The 16276-nt window shown below is 39.3% G+C and carries 19 protein-coding genes and 1 tRNA gene; 15 read left to right on the forward strand and 5 right to left on the reverse strand.

What is annotated here, in order from left to right:
• Positions 1 to 49: 49 nt before the first annotated feature.
• From BTO09_RS07920 to BTO09_RS07940, 5 genes are all read right to left on the reverse strand, one after another.
• Positions 50 to 1684: a M56 family metallopeptidase gene (locus tag BTO09_RS07920; protein ID WP_157663466.1), complete on the reverse strand. Its 1635-nt coding sequence runs from the start codon at positions 1682 to 1684 to the stop codon at positions 50 to 52.
• A gap of 2 nt (positions 1685 to 1686) precedes the next feature.
• Positions 1687 to 2052 (reverse strand): BlaI/MecI/CopY family transcriptional regulator, encoded by a 366-nt coding sequence (locus tag BTO09_RS07925; RefSeq protein ID WP_087524270.1) that lies wholly within the window; start codon positions 2050 to 2052, stop codon positions 1687 to 1689.
• A gap of 100 nt (positions 2053 to 2152) precedes the next feature.
• Positions 2153 to 3310, reverse strand: coding sequence for a DoxX family protein (locus BTO09_RS07930; RefSeq protein ID WP_087524271.1), 1158 nt, complete (start codon positions 3308 to 3310; stop codon positions 2153 to 2155).
• 103 nt (positions 3311 to 3413) lie between these two features.
• The gene (locus BTO09_RS07935) at positions 3414 to 3827 is read right to left on the reverse strand and encodes a hypothetical protein (RefSeq protein ID WP_157663467.1); all 414 of its coding nucleotides are present in this window, start codon (positions 3825 to 3827) and stop codon (positions 3414 to 3416) included.
• Positions 3828 to 3846: 19 nt separating this feature from the next.
• The gene (locus tag BTO09_RS07940) at positions 3847 to 5232 is read right to left on the reverse strand and encodes a dipeptidase (protein WP_087524273.1); all 1386 of its coding nucleotides are present in this window, start codon (positions 5230 to 5232) and stop codon (positions 3847 to 3849) included.
• A 70-nt stretch (positions 5233 to 5302) separates the two neighbouring features.
• Here BTO09_RS07940 and BTO09_RS07945 point away from each other — a divergent pair, with 70 nt between their 5' ends.
• From BTO09_RS07945 to BTO09_RS08005, 15 genes are all read left to right on the forward strand, one after another.
• Entirely contained in the window at positions 5303 to 5803 is a 501-nt protein-coding gene (locus BTO09_RS07945) for a hypothetical protein (RefSeq protein ID WP_087524274.1), read from the forward strand.
• Between the two features lie 152 nt (positions 5804 to 5955).
• Positions 5956 to 6037 (forward strand) — tRNA-Leu (locus BTO09_RS07950).
• Positions 6038 to 6535: 498 nt separating this feature from the next.
• The gene (locus BTO09_RS07955) at positions 6536 to 8323 is read left to right on the forward strand and encodes a ParB/RepB/Spo0J family partition protein (RefSeq protein WP_087524275.1); all 1788 of its coding nucleotides are present in this window, start codon (positions 6536 to 6538) and stop codon (positions 8321 to 8323) included.
• A gap of 254 nt (positions 8324 to 8577) precedes the next feature.
• Positions 8578 to 8739: a hypothetical protein gene (locus BTO09_RS14500; RefSeq protein ID WP_157663468.1), complete on the forward strand. Its 162-nt coding sequence runs from the start codon at positions 8578 to 8580 to the stop codon at positions 8737 to 8739.
• A 17-nt stretch (positions 8740 to 8756) separates the two neighbouring features.
• Complete coding sequence (locus BTO09_RS07960; RefSeq protein WP_087524276.1) at positions 8757 to 9593, forward strand: DUF932 domain-containing protein; 837 nt, start codon at positions 8757 to 8759, stop codon at positions 9591 to 9593.
• A 64-nt stretch (positions 9594 to 9657) separates the two neighbouring features.
• Entirely contained in the window at positions 9658 to 10119 is a 462-nt protein-coding gene (locus BTO09_RS07965) for a hypothetical protein (protein WP_232454919.1), read from the forward strand.
• 2 nt (positions 10120 to 10121) lie between these two features.
• The gene (locus BTO09_RS07970) at positions 10122 to 10877 is read left to right on the forward strand and encodes a hypothetical protein (RefSeq protein ID WP_087524277.1); all 756 of its coding nucleotides are present in this window, start codon (positions 10122 to 10124) and stop codon (positions 10875 to 10877) included.
• Positions 10878 to 10991: 114 nt separating this feature from the next.
• Positions 10992 to 11759, forward strand: a complete 768-nt coding sequence (locus BTO09_RS07975) for a DUF6577 family protein (RefSeq protein ID WP_087524278.1) — start codon at positions 10992 to 10994, stop codon at positions 11757 to 11759.
• Positions 11752 to 12378, forward strand: coding sequence for a nucleotidyl transferase AbiEii/AbiGii toxin family protein (locus tag BTO09_RS14560; RefSeq protein WP_232454921.1), 627 nt, complete (start codon positions 11752 to 11754; stop codon positions 12376 to 12378). The genes BTO09_RS07975 and BTO09_RS14560 overlap by 8 nt, the downstream gene beginning before the upstream one ends.
• 21 nt (positions 12379 to 12399) lie before the next feature.
• Positions 12400 to 12861 (forward strand): hypothetical protein, encoded by a 462-nt coding sequence (locus BTO09_RS14565; RefSeq protein ID WP_232454922.1) that lies wholly within the window; start codon positions 12400 to 12402, stop codon positions 12859 to 12861.
• Positions 12862 to 12866: 5 nt separating this feature from the next.
• Complete coding sequence (locus BTO09_RS07985; protein WP_087524279.1) at positions 12867 to 13385, forward strand: hypothetical protein; 519 nt, start codon at positions 12867 to 12869, stop codon at positions 13383 to 13385.
• A gap of 5 nt (positions 13386 to 13390) precedes the next feature.
• Positions 13391 to 14248, forward strand: a complete 858-nt coding sequence (locus tag BTO09_RS07990; protein ID WP_369826912.1) for an efflux RND transporter periplasmic adaptor subunit — start codon at positions 13391 to 13393, stop codon at positions 14246 to 14248.
• 1 nt (position 14249) lies between these two features.
• Positions 14250 to 14963 carry a VIT family protein gene (locus tag BTO09_RS07995; protein WP_087524280.1) on the forward strand — a complete coding sequence of 238 codons (714 nt, stop codon included), beginning with the start codon at positions 14250 to 14252 and terminating at the stop codon, positions 14961 to 14963.
• A gap of 18 nt (positions 14964 to 14981) precedes the next feature.
• Positions 14982 to 15470 carry a hypothetical protein gene (locus BTO09_RS08000; protein ID WP_087524281.1) on the forward strand — a complete coding sequence of 163 codons (489 nt, stop codon included), beginning with the start codon at positions 14982 to 14984 and terminating at the stop codon, positions 15468 to 15470.
• Positions 15448 to 16053, forward strand: coding sequence for an HD domain-containing protein (locus BTO09_RS08005; protein ID WP_087524282.1), 606 nt, complete (start codon positions 15448 to 15450; stop codon positions 16051 to 16053). Before BTO09_RS08000 ends, BTO09_RS08005 begins: the two co-directional genes overlap by 23 nt.
• The last annotated feature ends 223 nt before the right edge of the window (positions 16054 to 16276 follow it).

A 16276-nucleotide genomic window follows, 5' to 3' on the forward strand; every position in this document is an offset into this window, starting at 1 on the left:
TTAAAAAAGCCTCGATAAATCGAGGCTCTCATTCATTTGTGGGTCTATTTTATTGCTTCATCAGCACTTTAGGCGGATTGTTATCTACCTTTTCCACATCGATATAGTTGATCTTATCGGCCTTTACTAAAGCGAGTGCTTTATCTGCGGATATCTTATTGCCGTCCAGATAGAAACTGGCTCCTTGAGCTATAAGATCCTTAATGGCCTCTATAGGCTTTTTTGGTGGCGGTGGAGGCGGAGGAAGCGAAGTATCTGGAGTTTCTACCACTTCAATGATAATGACTTCATCTTCCGGATCGCTGCTGTTTAGTTTGGCTTTGCGCTTTACCTTGGTTTGCACATTTTCTACCTCAATGATTTCTTCAAGCTCTTCTTCAACTTCTTCCACCTCTTCTATTTCAACCAATTTGTATTTAAGGTTTTGTGCATCGCGAACTTCTATTTCTACTTCTTCCACAACCGGAGTTGGTGGAGCTGGTGGTGGTGGCGGCGGTGGAGGAATGATCCCATATTGATAACGCCCCGGATTGGCCTTGTAAAAGTCGGTCTTTTTAAAGGCATCGTTGAGCTTTTGCATAAAGTCCCTATCCACATTTTTAATGCGCAAGTCTAAGGTCGAATTCTCAAAATCGTCCTCGTTCCAATTACGAGTCGCGGCGTTTACTGCATTTTTAAAGTCGCGTAGGCTCGTTTTGGTTCCGTTCACATACACGGTTTTGCCTTGTATGTTGATACGAAGTTCTTCGTTGGTGTCAAAGACCTCGGTTGTCTTGTAATTAAAACCGGTTTCTGCGGTTTCCGTTAGCGGGATCTCCTCTTCTAACAATACTTCTTTAGTGGTGCTAAAGCTGTAGAGCAAGATTGCGAGTAGGGGCAGAAGTAACAGGCTTTTTGCCCATTGGACCCTTTTAGGTGATGAATTCTTCATGAGTGTGAATCGTTTTTTGATAGATGAATAATTAATGGCACTGGCCAAGTCCGGACAGGTCCTCGGGTTCAAATAGGCCAGTAAAGTATTTTGATATTGACTCTTGGGCACGCCTGTATTTAGAACAGCCTCATCTGCCAAGAATTCGTGATTGAGTAAAATGCTGTGTTTTAAAAGGTAGACCAATGGGTTGAACCAAAAGACCACTTGTAGCGCTTCTGCCAGTAACACATCGGCGCTGTGCAATTGCTGCGCATGGGCTTGTTCGTGTAGCAATACTTCCTTGGGAATTGCCCGCTGTGCGAAGCGTTTGCTGTTTACGAAAATGTATTTAAAAAAGGTGTGTGGTTGTACTGGCCTTGCGAGTAATACATAGAACAAAGGTCTTTGTGATTGCTTCGGATGGGCCCAAATACGTCTCAATAATTTGCCGAGATTCCACACAAAACGCACTGCGAATACAGCAAAGCCTAGCCAGTAGATAGTCCAAATAAGGGAGACATAATCTAAAGTAGACCAAAATCCTGTGGCAGTGGAAGTACCTTCTGCAGCCGATATAATTACAGTAGCTGCATCGGCATCCGCAGTGATATATGTTGTAAATGTTACTAAGGGAATCAAGGCCCCAAGGACCAATCCGCCTAGAAGGTACCAACGCTTAAGCTGGTGCATGCTTTCCCGCTCTAAGAGCAGCTTGTAGAAGCCGTAAAGCAAGGCCCAGCAGGCCGCCGATTTTAAAACGTAGAGTTCCATGATCATTTGTTTTTGATCTCGCGATCGATAAGACTTCTTAATGATTCCAATTCTTCTTTGCTGAGGTCAGTTTCCTTGGCAAAGAAAGAGGCAAATTGCGCAGCAGAATTGTCAAAGAAATTCTGGATCATTCCTCGCATCTGTTTAGAGAAATAAGACTCCTTGGCCACTAGCGGATAATATTCTCGGGCACGCCCAATTTGAGTGTACTCTACAAAGCCCTTGTCGCGCATGCGCTTTAAAAGGGTAGCTATAGTGGTTTGTGCAGGTTTTGGGTCCGGATAAGCGGCTATAAGATCGTTCATATAGGCTTTTTCTTGCTCCCAAAGGATCTGCATGAGTTGCTCTTCTGATTTTGATAAGGACATACTTTTTACTTCTTTCTTCTCTACAAATGTAGAACAATAATTTAATTCTACAACTGTAGAAGGAAAAATTTAACAATTTAAAAAGCTATTCCCAGTGTCTCTACCTATTGTATGGAGTTTCGTTTATCCAGTGAAAACCGCGATTAATAAGGCGGAACTGTGAAAGGTCGCGGGCGCGAAAACGGATCATTAAACTGTCTTGCTCTAGCACACCTTGCAGGGTCAATTGTAAAGAATCCACTTGTTTGATCACAAAATTAGGATCACTTAGGGTATCGGAGCGGTTGCGTAAACTCAAGTTTGTTCCACTAGAATCTAAAACAAAACTAAAGCGCTCCAAACTGTCGTTCATTTTTTTGACAAGCGCATATCCCTTTCTGTCGATCACCAAATAACGCCAACGGTCGGAGCGCGTAATAAGCGGAGCAATGGTATCCTGATTCTTAATGAATTCTTCCGCTTCCCAAATGCCGTAGTATTGCGGTTTTGGGCGCTTGTCTCCGTAACTGCGCTCTGATGAATAACCCTGGTAACCCATAATGGCGAACAAGACAAGCATTCCAGCCACTTTGAACCACATCATCACCGCGTGATAGGTTGGGTCTTTTGTGGGTTTGTAATATGAAAGAGCTTCTGTGGGTTTGTTCTTAATGAAAATGTGACTGAACCGCTTCCAATCCGCAGTAAACAAAAACAAGCCAAAAAGCATTAAATGAGCAGAGTACAATTTTACAGGAATGTCGTAAAACATGTTCATCATAAAGACCTGCAGCATCACTCCAAATACTACCAAACCGCCCAAGGATTGCGTTCTTTTTGGAATAAGTAGCAGCCCACCCAATACTTCCATTAGCCCGGTAAAAAGATTGAAGCCTTCGCTTTGGGCCATATAAGTCCAGGCCAGACCCATAGGAGACATATCGCCTACAGGTTGTAAAAGCCTTATGAGCGAGGGCCCTGCAAATTGAGTTTTATAAATCTTGGCAAAGCCATAAGTGAACATAAAGAACACCAAGAAGATCCGCAGCACAACGGTGAGCCAGTAAAAGGCGGCGTTGTAAGATGGGCGTTTTCTGTCTAGTACAGACCATATGACGGTACCAATTAAAGAGAGGCATAGTAATACAAAAAGGCTGGCAAAAGCCATAGAGGTATCGCCGCTTCCGGTAGAGAAGAACTCCAAGCGTCCTTCCATACCCAAAATGTCGCGACCCGCCCAAACCAACAAGGGTTCTAGGATGCGGTTGCCGCCAAACATTAAAACGATATAGCCCCAACAGTAGAGCGCTACAAAGCGGAAGCTCCACTTTTGTAGCCCTGACCAGTTTTCATGGGGTTGGTACGAAAATATCACAGGTTACCTATCTAACTCTTACGCCTCCGGAGCTCAATATAGCTTTAGAGTTGTCTTCTGGTAAAGTAAAGGTGAGCGATTCCCAAGCGGTCCCATCTATACCGGTAAGCTTGTACTCGCCGCGAACTTTGGCAATGCTAAAGGAGAATTCTGCTAATTCATCCGGGTTACTGGCGGTTTGTCTTTTACCAACCATTCCGAACTGATCTACAGTAACTGCCAAACCGCGTCTTGGGCTTTCAAAGCTCAGACTCTCCCAAGCACAGCCTGCGCGGCATTCCATTTTTATTTCTTTACCCTCTTGTGTAATGGTGAGGTTAAAGGTTTTCTTTTGGTCGGCACTACCCATTTGCGCAGAGGCAGTTAGCGCAGTAAACAAACAAAGTATGATTGCAGTTATATGAGATTTTTTGAATTGCATAATTGTCGATTTATGAAGTTTAATTGTTGTTAGCGTAATAATGATAGAACATTGGAATGGTCTCTATACCTTTTAAATAATTCCAGATCCCAAAATGTTCGTTGGGCGAGTGGATGGCATCGCTGTCTAGTCCAAAGCCCATTAGCAAAGTTTTACTTCCGAGCTCTTGTTCAAAAAGGGAAACTATTGGGATGCTCCCTCCGGAACGTTGTGGAATAGGTGTTTTCCCAAAGGTAGATTCATAGGCCTTTTCTGCTGCTTTATAACCGGGGAAGTCGATAGGCGTGACATAACCCTGGCCCCCGTGATGCGGTTTAACTTCTACCCGAACTCCGGCTGGGGCAATAGCCTCGAAATGCTTCTTGAATAGCTCGGTGATCTCTTTCCAATCTTGATTAGGCACCAAACGCATAGATATCTTGGCATATGCTTTACTGGCAATAACGGTCTTTGCGCCCTCGCCAGTATAACCTCCCCAAATGCCGTTCACGTCTAAAGTTGGGCGAATAGAATTGCGTTCGTTGGTGGTATAGCCAGCTTCGCCGTAAACTGCGTCTATGTCTAGCGCATCCTTGTAGGCTTCTAGATCAAAGGGCGCTTCGGCCATTTTTGCTCGCTCGGCTGCGGAGAGTTCTTCTACCTTATCGTAAAAGCCCGGTATGGTGATGTGGTTGTTCTCATCGTGTAAGGAGGCGATCATTTTGGTTAAGATATTGATCGGATTCGCCACGGCTCCTCCGTAAAGCCCAGAGTGCAGGTCGCGGTTGGGACCGGTGACTTCAACCTCCACATAGCTTAGGCCTCTAAGTCCTGTTGTTATTGAAGGAATATCATTGGCTATCATTCCCGTATCGCTGATCAAGATAACGTCGTTGGCCAATTTCTCTTGATTCCGCGTGACAAACCAACCCAAACTTTCACTGCCAACCTCTTCTTCGCCTTCTATCATGAATTTTACATTGCAGGGCAACTGATCGGTCTTGGTCATGTATTCCAAGGCCTTGACATGCATATACATTTGGCCCTTGTCGTCACAAGCCCCGCGCGCAAAGATGGCTCCATCCGGATGCAGCTCGGTCTTTTTAATGACAGGTTCAAAGGGTGGGCTGTCCCAAAGATCAAGGGGGTCCGGTGGTTGTACATCGTAATGTCCGTAAACCAAAACAGTTGGCAAGGTCGGATCGATGATCTTTTCGCCGTAAACTATAGGATAACCGGGAGTCTCACAGATCTCCACCTTATCACAACCAGCTTCTAACAAACGTTGTTTGATCACCTCCGCAGTGGCGATCACATCTTTTTCGTAGGCAGAGTCTGCACTGATCGAAGGTATTTTTAAAAGGTCTATAAGTTCCGATAAGAATCGGTCTTTGTGTTGTTCTATATAGTCTTTGGCACTTTTCATTTGAAATTTTTAAGGCTCACTAAGGTATCAAAAATTGTATTAATTTGGGTGTTTAAGCAGACCCTTAACAATGAGCGATTCTTCTCTTAGCGATTCTGATTTCTTTGAACGTGTATTGCCTTTTTTTGAGCAGATAGGTATTCCGTACCGTTTAGCCCCCTTTGCTTTTAACTCTTTTTTACCCGGAGTGGGTTTGCACAAGGGGCAGTTATGGATAGACCAAAGTGCACTTGTAGCCGTAGGCGATGTCTTGCACGAGGCGGGTCATTACGCGGTCACTGAGGCCAATAAAAGAGCTGCCTTAGGGCAAGAGGTTTTAGAAGATAATCCGGAAATAGGGGGAGAAGAGATGACAGCCATGTTATGGAGCTATGCGGTGGCCTTGCATTTGGCAATCCCCCCAGAGGTGGTGTTTCATAAGCAGGGCTACAAGGGTCAGGCAGATTGGATCTTGCAGCGTTATGCAGCAGCCGATTTTTTTGGATTGCCACTACTGCGATATTTCGGGATGGCACACTTCCCAGAAGAAGGCCCTGAATTCCCTAAAATGAAGCAGTGGTTGCGCCCCTAGAAAAAATTAAATAAGTGCTTTTGGATTTAGCAATTATAATTATATTTGCACCCCTAAGTGATCAAATCACACGGTAATGCGGATGTGATGGAACTGGTAGACATGCTAGACTTAGGATTAAACCAAATAAAAAGTGTTAAATTGCACTTTATGCGGGTGTGGTGGAATTGGTAGACACGTCAGACTTAGGATCTGATGCCGCAAGGTGTGGGGGTTCGAGTCCCTTCACCCGCACAAAAGCCGAAGATTTATCTTCGGCTTTTTTTATTGAAAAAACTAAGCGAAAAAATGGACAGGTACAACATAGGTACAACATTTTGTCTTTTTTTGGATGCTAATAAGAAATGACATCATTTGTGATTTTTAGATATTAATTGCAATGAAAAAGTCTTTTCTTTAGAAAAGTCTAGTGATTTTTATCATTCCACTCAAGGAATTACAGTTTTAAAGTACTTTGCTTTTATCCCAAAAAAAGTATGAATATGGGACAAAATCTTACCTCAGACTTCTGCTTCCTCTAGAGATATGTATTAAAATTAAAAGCATTGGTAAGAAGTTTTTTATCATACAATATTCCCGAAAGTTAAACTCGTAAAATACTTCCATCAAAAGACTACGGCATAAAGCCATCGCTTCTGCCCCTACTCATTTATTCCGTTTCCTTTTGAGCCAAGATTTTATCTTCCGTTTGGTTCACTGCTCAAATATTGTTTAATCTAAAATTTGAGTATTATGACAACAAAAGCGAGTACCACAAGAAAGCGTAGAAGTACAACGACTACTGCGAAGAAAGAATTGAACGGAAAGAAAGTTCCGGCACTTCAAATTGAGAACATTCCCATTGGCAAAATCAAGCCTGACCCTAAGCAACCGAGAAAGACCTTTGATGATAAGCAGCTACAACAGCTTTCGGATAGCATCAAGGAATTTGGGGTATTGCAACCAATAACGGTTCGCAAATCTGGAAAGGACTTTATCATCGTAATGGGTGAAAGACGGTTTCGCGCAAGCAAAATAGCGAACAAGAAAACGATTCCCAGTATCGTAAGAACTTATGAAAACGACGAAGTGCTTGAAGTTCAAATCATCGAAAATCTGCAACGAAAGGACGTAGAGCCTACCGAAGAAGCCGAGGCGATTTCTTATCTGAGCGATAAGTATTCACCTTTAGAAATTGCGAAGCGCTTAGGAAGAACGGATAACTTTATTAGACAACGATTGAAGTTGGCTGGACTGATTGACGGCTTCAAACATTTTGTGCGCAATGGCGAAATGACGATTTCATTGGGTGTTGGTGTGGCTCTCTTTACACCAGAAGAACAACAGATGATGCTGGAAACGATGGGTGATAATTTTAAGGCACATCAAATCAACAGAATGATTAACGACCAGACCTACGATTTGGAAAAAGCACCTTTTGATGTTGCGGATAAAAAGTTAGTCTCAAAAGCTGGTTCCTGTGTAGAATGTCCATTCAATGCAGCCAATCAAGGAAATCTTTTCGGCGAAGGTAAAATGGTTTGTACCAAATCGGCTTGTTTTGAGACGAAAAAAACCAAGTCGTTCCTGAACCTGATTGAAAAATCCAAGAAAGAAAACATACTGTTAATTCCAGAAATACGACAGTATTGGGCAAATGAAGAAAAGAATCAGCTTATTATTTCCCAGTTTGAAAATAATGGGTTGAATGTCTATTTGCTGGATGATGTTGAAATCATTGAAAGCCCAATCAAGCCAACAATGGATGCCATTAAGGCTGAATATCAGCATTATGATTATTCTGAAGCTGAACTGAAAGCAGAGCTAGAAGAAGCAATACAGAGTTACAAGGAAGACCTAAAAAAGTTTAATTCAGCCAAGGACAATGGCTTCGTGAATGGCGCCGTATTCCATCCCGAGACCTACCAGCATAAAGAGATTTTCGTAAAAGTGGTTGAGAAATCAGAGAATGATTCTACTGAATATTCTGAACCATTGACCAGTAGAAAGATGGTAGATTGTACGCCCAAGGAACAAATCATCAAAATCAACGAAAGGGAAATCCGGAAGAAGCAGATAGAAAACAATAAGCAATTTGAAGAAATTGTCGAAATGATAAGAGAGACCAAATATGTCGATAAAAAGAATGCGCTTTCGACTGATGAGATGGTCGCATTTTCAATATCACTTTTTGAGAATAATGTAGATTATACTGGTCAGCAGAAATACTTTTCAGGACTTCTGAATTATACATCAAAAATGACACGGGTCGAAATGGTAGAACATTTCAGAAAGAATTTCAAAAAAGAAATTTTTTATAGGCTGATACGCTATATCTTGACCAAACAGGTTCATTTTGGCGAAAGTAACCACGTCAATAATTTAACGAATATTTCATTCTACAATGCGATGCAAGGATATTACAAATCCAAGATTTCTAGTATCGAGAAAGAATATGAGGAAAAGAGAAACAAGCGTGAAGCACGTTTGAAAGAGCGCATCGAAGTTCTTGAGAAGAAAATTCAGGAACTCAACGATTAGCTTTTGTTGTTTGAAGAAGGGTCGGCATTCGTGTCGGCCCTTTTTCTTTTTATGACCACATCATAGAGGTTCAAAGTAAAAGTATCAATCAATATCAGCGCAAAGATAAACTCGTAAAATACACCCATCAAAAGACTACGGCATAAAGCCCTTGCGCGCATTCCATTTCTCATTTATTCCGTTTCCTTTTGAGCTGTGATTTTAGCTTCCGTTTGGGTACTGCTCAAATATTGTTTAACTAAAATTTCAACATTATGAAACAAGTATCAACAAAGGCGAAGATTTCAGTGCAAGAAGCCGAGGCACATTATCAATCCAGTAAAGAAAATTACAGGATTGAAGGTGCCGAAAGTCATCTGGCCTACTACAGAGAAAAGCATCCAGAGTATTACGCTGTGCTATCACAAAATGTTTAACCTAAAATTGAAAAGCTATGTATTTACAAAATTTACAACAGGATGAAATTTTTGTTCCATCAGAAATGAAATCTTTAAAAACCTTAACGCAGATGGAATCTCGACGTGGACTTGAAAACGTCATCATTTCAAATGGAAAAATTGTTAATGTGGTATCGAACAGCTACGGCCACATCCCGAACCAACTGTTCTTCAAGAAAGCAGAAGAAATGTTGACTGATGCCGGACTCAACTACCACAAACGCACCATCAATAAGAATGATAGGTCGTTTATTACTGACTTTATCATTGACGACAAAAGTCAGTTTACGGTCAAAAATGATGAGGATTTGATACTACCAATGCTTCGTTTCAAGAACTCGTATGATGGTAGTGAAAAGACCTCTGGCCACTTTGGATTCTATCGAAAAGTATGTTCCAATGGACTTCACGTTTCACAGGCCGAAATCGAGTTTTCGATTAAGCACAGCAGAAACAATACAGACCTTATAATGCCGAGGCTGAACAATCTTTTCGATAAATTTCTTGACAATGAGTTCTATACCATCACAAAGAAATTTGACAAGATGAAGGAATTTAAAATCATCGACACCAAGGAATTTGTAAAAGCGATTCTTGACAGAACCAAACTGTTCCGCTATGAATGTAGCGACAAGAACAGCGACCCATCGAAGAAGTCGCGTGAAGTCATAGAAATTCTAAACTATGAAGCCTTATTGCTCAATGAAGAACCGAATTTATGGTTAGGTTATAACGCCTTCAACGCAGTTTTGCACAACACGTTAAAGAAAAGCTTTGGCCAACAAGAGCGGTTGGACAAGAAACTCTTTGATGAAGTCTATGCCCTGGTATAGCTTTAAAAGGTTTATCCAGTACCTATCTAAACTGGATTTTTTCTTTTTAATTTTCAACTTTTAGGTGAAAACAAATAATAAAGTATATTGTACATTATTGACTATAGTTGTGGAAAAGCTTACTGAAAATAGAACTATTGAATTATTGATGCCTTTTTTGGTACAACAAGGCTATGCAATAGAAAGTTTCTGCTTGGGACAAACCAGAGGTTATGATATTGTTGCGGTAAAAAATAACAGGAAGTTATTCGTAGAAGTAAAAGGTGCGAAAGCGCATAACGATTCACCCACTAAAAAACGCCCATTTTTTAATTCAGGCCAAATTAAATCACATTTGGGAAAAGCTATAATTAAATGCCTCGAAACCAAAGTCGCACATCCTGAAGCGACAATAGCCATTGCCCACCCAGAGGACGAGCAAATTAGAAGTGCAATTGCAGGGATAATTCCAGAACTAAACAAAATAGGAATTAGTCATTACTGGGTAAGTGCCGATGGAACTGTTCAACTTGATTCATACCCCTAAGTTTGAAACACTCTTTAACTAAATCATTAGACAGCCTATTCAAATTCCTGGAAAAGAACCGTGAATTTAACCATACTGTACAGACAAAATCATATTACCGTTTTTTGTCGTCATATAGCAGTACACAAGAAAAAGTATATTCCCTTCTACATCATATCGTAAATACCCAAAGCAGACCAAATATAAACAGGCTCTCAGATTTTTTTCAAAAGATATATGCCAACCAACATCTCTTAACAGGCTTTCGCAATTTTGTTGAGTTTCTCACAGAAAAAGAGTGTGAAGAATGTAATTACGAACTGCTGTTTAATGCAATGTTGAAACAAGATGGCTGGGGAAAAAAGACATCTGCATTGTTTACAAAGACCATCTATCACATTCATAGTGGTAGTTACGACCAATCATTACGAATTTGGAATGATGCACCACAAAAGATAGATTCCAGTAAAAAATTCTTTTTGCCTGTAGATACCGTGATTGAAGCAATCTTTTATAAACTTGACTCATCAGAAAAATGGAATTTTGATAACATCAATTCCGTTTTACAACAAAGCTATTCATCTGAGCAGATGGAAATTTGGGATGATTTGTGGTTTTGGGGTTTTATCACGCAATTTGGTTCTGGTTTACAACGAGAACATATCTGGAACGAACAAAAATACTGGGCATTGCTTGAGACCGATAAAGACAAGATTGTTATTGAAAAAATACAATCAAAATCTTTGGAATTTCTATCAATATTGAACTTTAAGCAGTAATCACGTTGATAACCATTAATCAAAATTTTACCACTTAATTTTGATAGTGGCAATAATTTGTTTTCAAATATTTACCACTTTTTTGTATTTTTGGCGAAGTTTTGATTTTTAGTTATGCCAAAAATTATAGAAAATAGACTTATAGAAGCCTTTAAGGACCGTAGCTCATTCAATAGGAATGAACTATATGACTTTTATCTCGATTTTGAACCAGACCTCAAAGAGAATACGTTTGGTTGGCGAATCTATGACCTTAAAAAAAAGGATATCATTAAAACAATAGGACGTGGGCTATATGTTATTTCCTATAAGCCTAAGTATAAAGCCCTTCTGTCAGATAATATTTATAAAATCGCTCGCAAGACCAACGAGCGCTTTGAGGATATAAAATATGCAATCTGGGAAACCCAATGGCTTAATGAGTTTACCCAACACCAAACTTCCAATCAAATAATTATTGTCGAGGTAGAAAAAGAGTTTATAGACTCACTCTATTATTACCTCAATGATAATCTGAGAATGGATTTTTACCTAAATCCAGATGAGAAGGAAATTCAGTTTTACATTTCAGAAAGTAATGTGCCAGTTGTTATTAAGCGTTTGGTGACTAGGGCGCCCATTCAGAAAACAAAAAACAAGAAGGACGTTGTAGCAATAGCCACACTAGAAAAGATAATGGTTGACCTATTTGCAGATGAAAACCTCTTTCATTTTTACCAAGGTCCTGAAGTGGTACATATCTATGAAAATATCATAGACAGGTACAGCATTAATTTTACCAGGATGTTCAGCTATGCAAAACGACGTAAAAAAGAACAGGAAATCAAACAATTTATAAGTAATTACATTCCAGGTTTCTTAGAAGATATACCATATGATTGATAAAAAAAGTTTTACAAAGGAATGGCTGGATAACTTTCGTTTAAAAAAAGAACATAAGTCCATTAACGTTACTATTTTAGAAAAAATGGTTCACGCATTGTCCCTGTTGGAACATTTAAAATTAGCTGGACTTGATTTTGTGTTCAAAGGTGGTACATCAGTTGTGCTTTTGTTGAAAGAGGGAAATCGTTTTTCCATTGATATTGATATTATTTCGAGTATCGAACGTAAAGAATTAGAGGCAATATTAGATACGGTAATAGCCAATTCACATTTTACAAAACACGTATTGAACGAACGTAGAAGCTATAAAGAAGGTGTGCCAAAGGCACATTACACATTAGAGTTTCAGTCGGTGTATAACCCAAACGTGCCAGGAACTATTCTATTAGACATTCTTTTTGATAGTCCACACTACCCAGAAATTATCGAATCACCAATTGAAACACCTTGGCTCTCTGTTGATGGAACAGTAACAACTGTAATGACACCATCGGTTAATGCCATTTGTGGTGATAAGCTAACTGCATTTGCACCAGAAACTATTGGTATTCCCTACTATAAACAAGACCAGCTGTTTGCAATGGAAATCTGTAAACAATTGTTTGACTTGTCATAACTATTTGAAAGTATTACGGATATGGCCACAGTGAAAAAAAGTTTTTCTGCTTTCGCGAAAGCAGAACTATCTTATCGCAGTTCGGATGCTAATTTTAGTAAAAGGAATCTCAGTGATAAAGATGTGCTGTGGGATTCTATAAATACCTGTGCAATTATTGCGCGACGAGAGCGCAATCCAACTGCTGAGGCAAAAAAGAAATTTGCGGATTTAAGTTCTGGCATACGAAGTTTTGGCAGTGCGTTTTTGATGACAGGAAATTTTAGAATTGAAGAAGCATTGTCAGCATCAGCCAGAGTCGCTTATTTGAATGCAATACTGCTACAAGAGGAAGTAGTTGAAATAGAATATTATGAGAATCAGGATACCGGCAAACTGGCCATAAAACATCCAGATTGGGCATTTTTGAACAGATTAAAGCGACAACCGGATAAGTCCATATTTTATTATTGGTATAAGACGGTAGAACTATTAGTAAATTAACGTGTATGGAATTTAAGTATATCATAGAAATTTGTGTCGCTATTGATATTGCAATTTTGGGTATAGCATACCCTATTATCGTAGACAAAATATCCAATATTGGTTATAAGTTTTCATCAAACTATTTGGCCAATGCTTTTGAAAGTGAATTTCCGCAGACCAAATTTCTTGGAATACTACCAGGAAGGTCAAGAAGAATAACAGTTTTTGAGTGGGTTTTATTCCTTACAATCGGCTCATTTATATTCCTAATATTAGACCTCGAACCTCTTTTTTGGAAGGGTAACTGGTGGATGCAAAACTCAGCTAGAATCTTAGTATTGCTTTCAACAATTGCATTGGTTGTGATTTTTATTATTTGGTTAGATAAAGTATCACTCTACAATGGTAAGTCTACACGTTTGCTTACCTATGTTATTTCCAAATACCGAAAGTTGAAGAAAGATGAAGATGACAAATTCTATTTCAAAATCATCAATGAACTGGCAATATTCGCTATTAGAACACAGGATAAGGGTATGTAAAGGACATTAGCTTACTTCCAGGAGATGTGGTTAAAAAAGGTCAGGTACTCTTTACCATTGAGAATCCCGAGTATGTACAGGTGCAACAGGATTTTCTAGAAGCTAAGGGGCGTTTGAGCTACTTAAAATCTGACTATGAAAGACAAAAAGAGTTGATGGCAGATAACGTGACATCCAAAAAAAACTTCCTTAAAGCAGAATCGGAATATACAGTAACTCTGGCACAATACCAGTCGCTAAAAAAGAAATTGAGTTTGATGAACATTAATCCCAATACCTTATCAGGAGAAAACATTCGGTCAATCATTGCGGTCACTTCCCCGCTTACTGGATATGCCACTACTATCAACGCCACTAAAGGGATGTACCTAAACCCTTCAAACGTGGCCATTACCGTAACCAATACCGATTATTTACATATTGAATTGAAAGTATTTGAAAAAGACCTGCCATTTATAAAAGAAGGACAGCCCATCAACATTAGGTTACAGAATGATTTGAACAATGTGTATGAAGGGAAAGTACATTTAGTAAACAGGGCTATCAATGTACAGGATAGAACCGTAAACATTCATGGGGATTTAGTAAATGAATCCGACGCAAAACGATTTGCCCCAGGAATGTACATCGAAGGAGAAATTTTAACCACAACAACAGAATATCCAGCATTACCGGCGGAAGCAGTTGCGAACATTGATGACGATTATTTTGCTTTGGTTAAAATAGACAATACTACTTATAGAAAAGTACTGGTTAAAATAGGAACAACCAACAGCGGATATGTTCAACTATTGAATGCAAATGATTTTGATAGCACTACGGAGTTTTTGACCAAAGGGGCTTATAACCTAATCACAGAATAAAATGGCAGAAGAAACAAACAACTTGGACAATTATTTAGCAAGCCACTACATCCATAGGAGTAATTGGCTAAGGGCAGCGGTACTGGGAGCCAATGACGGTATTTTGTCAACGGCAAGTATCGCAATTGGTGTAGCAGCCGCAAGCACTACCAGAGAACCCATCGTGCTGGCAACCCTGGCAGGTCTTGTCGCAGGAGCTTTATCGATGGCTGCCGGAGAATATGTCTCTGTAAGCTCAAAAACCGATGTTGAAAAAGCAGATATCAAAAGAGAGCAACAAGAACTTAAAGATATGCCTGAAATAGAATTGCAGCGTTTAGCAGAGATTTATGAGAACAGAGGTCTAAAAAAGGAAACTGCCCTCATCGTTGCAAAGGAACTGACAGCACACGATGCTCTGGGTGCACATATCAGAGACGAGTTGGGGATTAATGAAATTAGTCAGGCAAAACCCATTCAGGCGGCTTTGGCCTCTGGGGCGGCATTTACCATTGGCGGATTGCTTCCGTTTCTGGTCACGCTCTTTTTACCGCTAAAAGGGATGGAGTATGCAATATATGGGTTTGCATTATTCTTTCTAATTGCTTTGGGAGTAGTCGCTGCAAAAACAGGAGGCTCAAATGTAAGGAAAGCCATTGTGCGCATCACGTTCTGGGGAACCGTTGCAATGGGACTTACCGCCTTGCTGGGTTATCTGTTCGGGGTAAATGTTTAATCGAAAATTGAAAAAATTATGAATGATGCACATTTTCATTTAGTTGTAAACCATTTACCCATTGTTGGGATTTTGATTGGTTTTTTAGTGCTGTTAGTAGGCTTAATTATGAATAAACTTCAGGTAAAAAATACGGCATTGGGGATTTTTATATTTAGTGCCTTAACGGCTATAGTTGCTTTTTTAACAGGTGAAGGAGCCGAAGAAATTGTCGAAAATTTACCAGGAATAAGCGAAACTCTTATACATAAACACGAGGAGCAGGCAGAATTGTTCTTAACAATGGTTTTGATTTTGGGTGGTGTTGCTCTTTTGACTTTTATTTTTCAATTAAAAAAAATGGCAGTGGCCAAATATGGTTTTGTCCTCGTTTTAGTACTATCGGCAGTGTCAATTTTTATTTCTAAAAATGTAGGAACAAGTGGTGGTGAAATTACACATATAGAAATAAGAAGTGATGCCAATGTGATTCAATTAAAATCAAATGATGACCACAATGATGATTAAAAATGTAGCTACATATTGCACCGAGGTACTAACCACTTCTAAATGCAAAGAACTGCCTTTCCATAATTTGATACATACCAAAGAAGTTGTTCAAAATGTCAAATATCTATGTGCTGCTATGGATATTGATGATAAGGATACCGAAATTTTAATAGTTGCAGCCTGGTTTCACGATACAGGGTTTTCAAAAGTGTATAAAGGTCACGAAGAAGAAAGTAAACGGATTGCGACTGCATATTTAAGAAAACAAAATGCCAATCAGGATTTCATAGATAAAGTATGCAACTGTATTGAAGCTACCAAAATGCCACAATGCCCGACAACGGCATTAGCTGAATTACTTTGTGATGCTGATATTTTTCATATTAGCAACGCGCATTTCTTTTATCGAAAGCTGCTGCTCCGTAGAGAATGGGAGGTCTTCTGTAATAACAAAGTAACTGATTTAGAATGGCATAGACTCAATTTGGATTTTTTGCAAAAACATCATTTCAGCACGGCTTATGGCAAGGACACATTGGAACAAGGTAAGCAAGAAAATATTAGTAAAGTGAAACAGATTTTAAACTATTTTGACACTTAAGGAGTTGCTTGATAATTAATTAAATCTTTTTTGCGCATTTTATTAATGGAATACGTTTAAATGAAATGCACTTATTATATTTTAAGGTTGATGGTAACAAAATTCTATAATTATGTAAATAAATGATTAGATTATTTAGTGTTATTAATAGTTTTTTATGGTAGCTTTTAGATGATAATATCTTTTTTAGTATTCTATTTTTGAAAATCAGATTTCTGTACCA

It is taken from the genome of Gilvibacter sp. SZ-19 (assembly GCF_002163875.1).
Taxonomy (GTDB): Bacteria; Bacteroidota; Bacteroidia; order Flavobacteriales; family Flavobacteriaceae; genus Gilvibacter.

Excerpts from the sequence above, each read along its gene's own strand:
- BTO09_RS07920 (WP_157663466.1), bottom strand. The coding sequence starts at position 1,684 with ATGGAACTCTACGTTTTAAAATCGGCGGCCTGCTGGGCCTTGCTTTAC.
- BTO09_RS07925 (WP_087524270.1), bottom strand. The coding sequence starts at position 2,052 with ATGTCCTTATCAAAATCAGAAGAGCAACTCATGCAGATCCTTTGGGAG.
- BTO09_RS07930 (WP_087524271.1), bottom strand. The coding sequence starts at position 3,310 with ATGTTTGGCGGCAACCGCATCCTAGAACCCTTGTTGGTTTGGGCGGGT.
- BTO09_RS07935 (WP_157663467.1), bottom strand. The coding sequence starts at position 3,827 with ATGCAATTCAAAAAATCTCATATAACTGCAATCATACTTTGTTTGTTT.
- BTO09_RS07940 (WP_087524273.1), bottom strand. The coding sequence starts at position 5,232 with ATGAAAAGTGCCAAAGACTATATAGAACAACACAAAGACCGATTCTTA.
- BTO09_RS07945 (WP_087524274.1), top strand. The coding sequence starts at position 5,303 with ATGAGCGATTCTTCTCTTAGCGATTCTGATTTCTTTGAACGTGTATTG.
- BTO09_RS07955 (WP_087524275.1), top strand. The coding sequence starts at position 6,536 with ATGACAACAAAAGCGAGTACCACAAGAAAGCGTAGAAGTACAACGACT.
- BTO09_RS14500 (WP_157663468.1), top strand. The coding sequence starts at position 8,578 with ATGAAACAAGTATCAACAAAGGCGAAGATTTCAGTGCAAGAAGCCGAG.
- BTO09_RS07960 (WP_087524276.1), top strand. The coding sequence starts at position 8,757 with ATGTATTTACAAAATTTACAACAGGATGAAATTTTTGTTCCATCAGAA.
- BTO09_RS07975 (WP_087524278.1), top strand. The coding sequence starts at position 10,992 with ATGCCAAAAATTATAGAAAATAGACTTATAGAAGCCTTTAAGGACCGT.
- BTO09_RS14560 (WP_232454921.1), top strand. The coding sequence starts at position 11,752 with ATGATTGATAAAAAAAGTTTTACAAAGGAATGGCTGGATAACTTTCGT.
- BTO09_RS14565 (WP_232454922.1), top strand. The coding sequence starts at position 12,400 with ATGGCCACAGTGAAAAAAAGTTTTTCTGCTTTCGCGAAAGCAGAACTA.
- BTO09_RS07985 (WP_087524279.1), top strand. The coding sequence starts at position 12,867 with ATGGAATTTAAGTATATCATAGAAATTTGTGTCGCTATTGATATTGCA.
- BTO09_RS07995 (WP_087524280.1), top strand. The coding sequence starts at position 14,250 with ATGGCAGAAGAAACAAACAACTTGGACAATTATTTAGCAAGCCACTAC.
- BTO09_RS08000 (WP_087524281.1), top strand. The coding sequence starts at position 14,982 with ATGAATGATGCACATTTTCATTTAGTTGTAAACCATTTACCCATTGTT.
- BTO09_RS08005 (WP_087524282.1), top strand. The coding sequence starts at position 15,448 with ATGATGACCACAATGATGATTAAAAATGTAGCTACATATTGCACCGAG.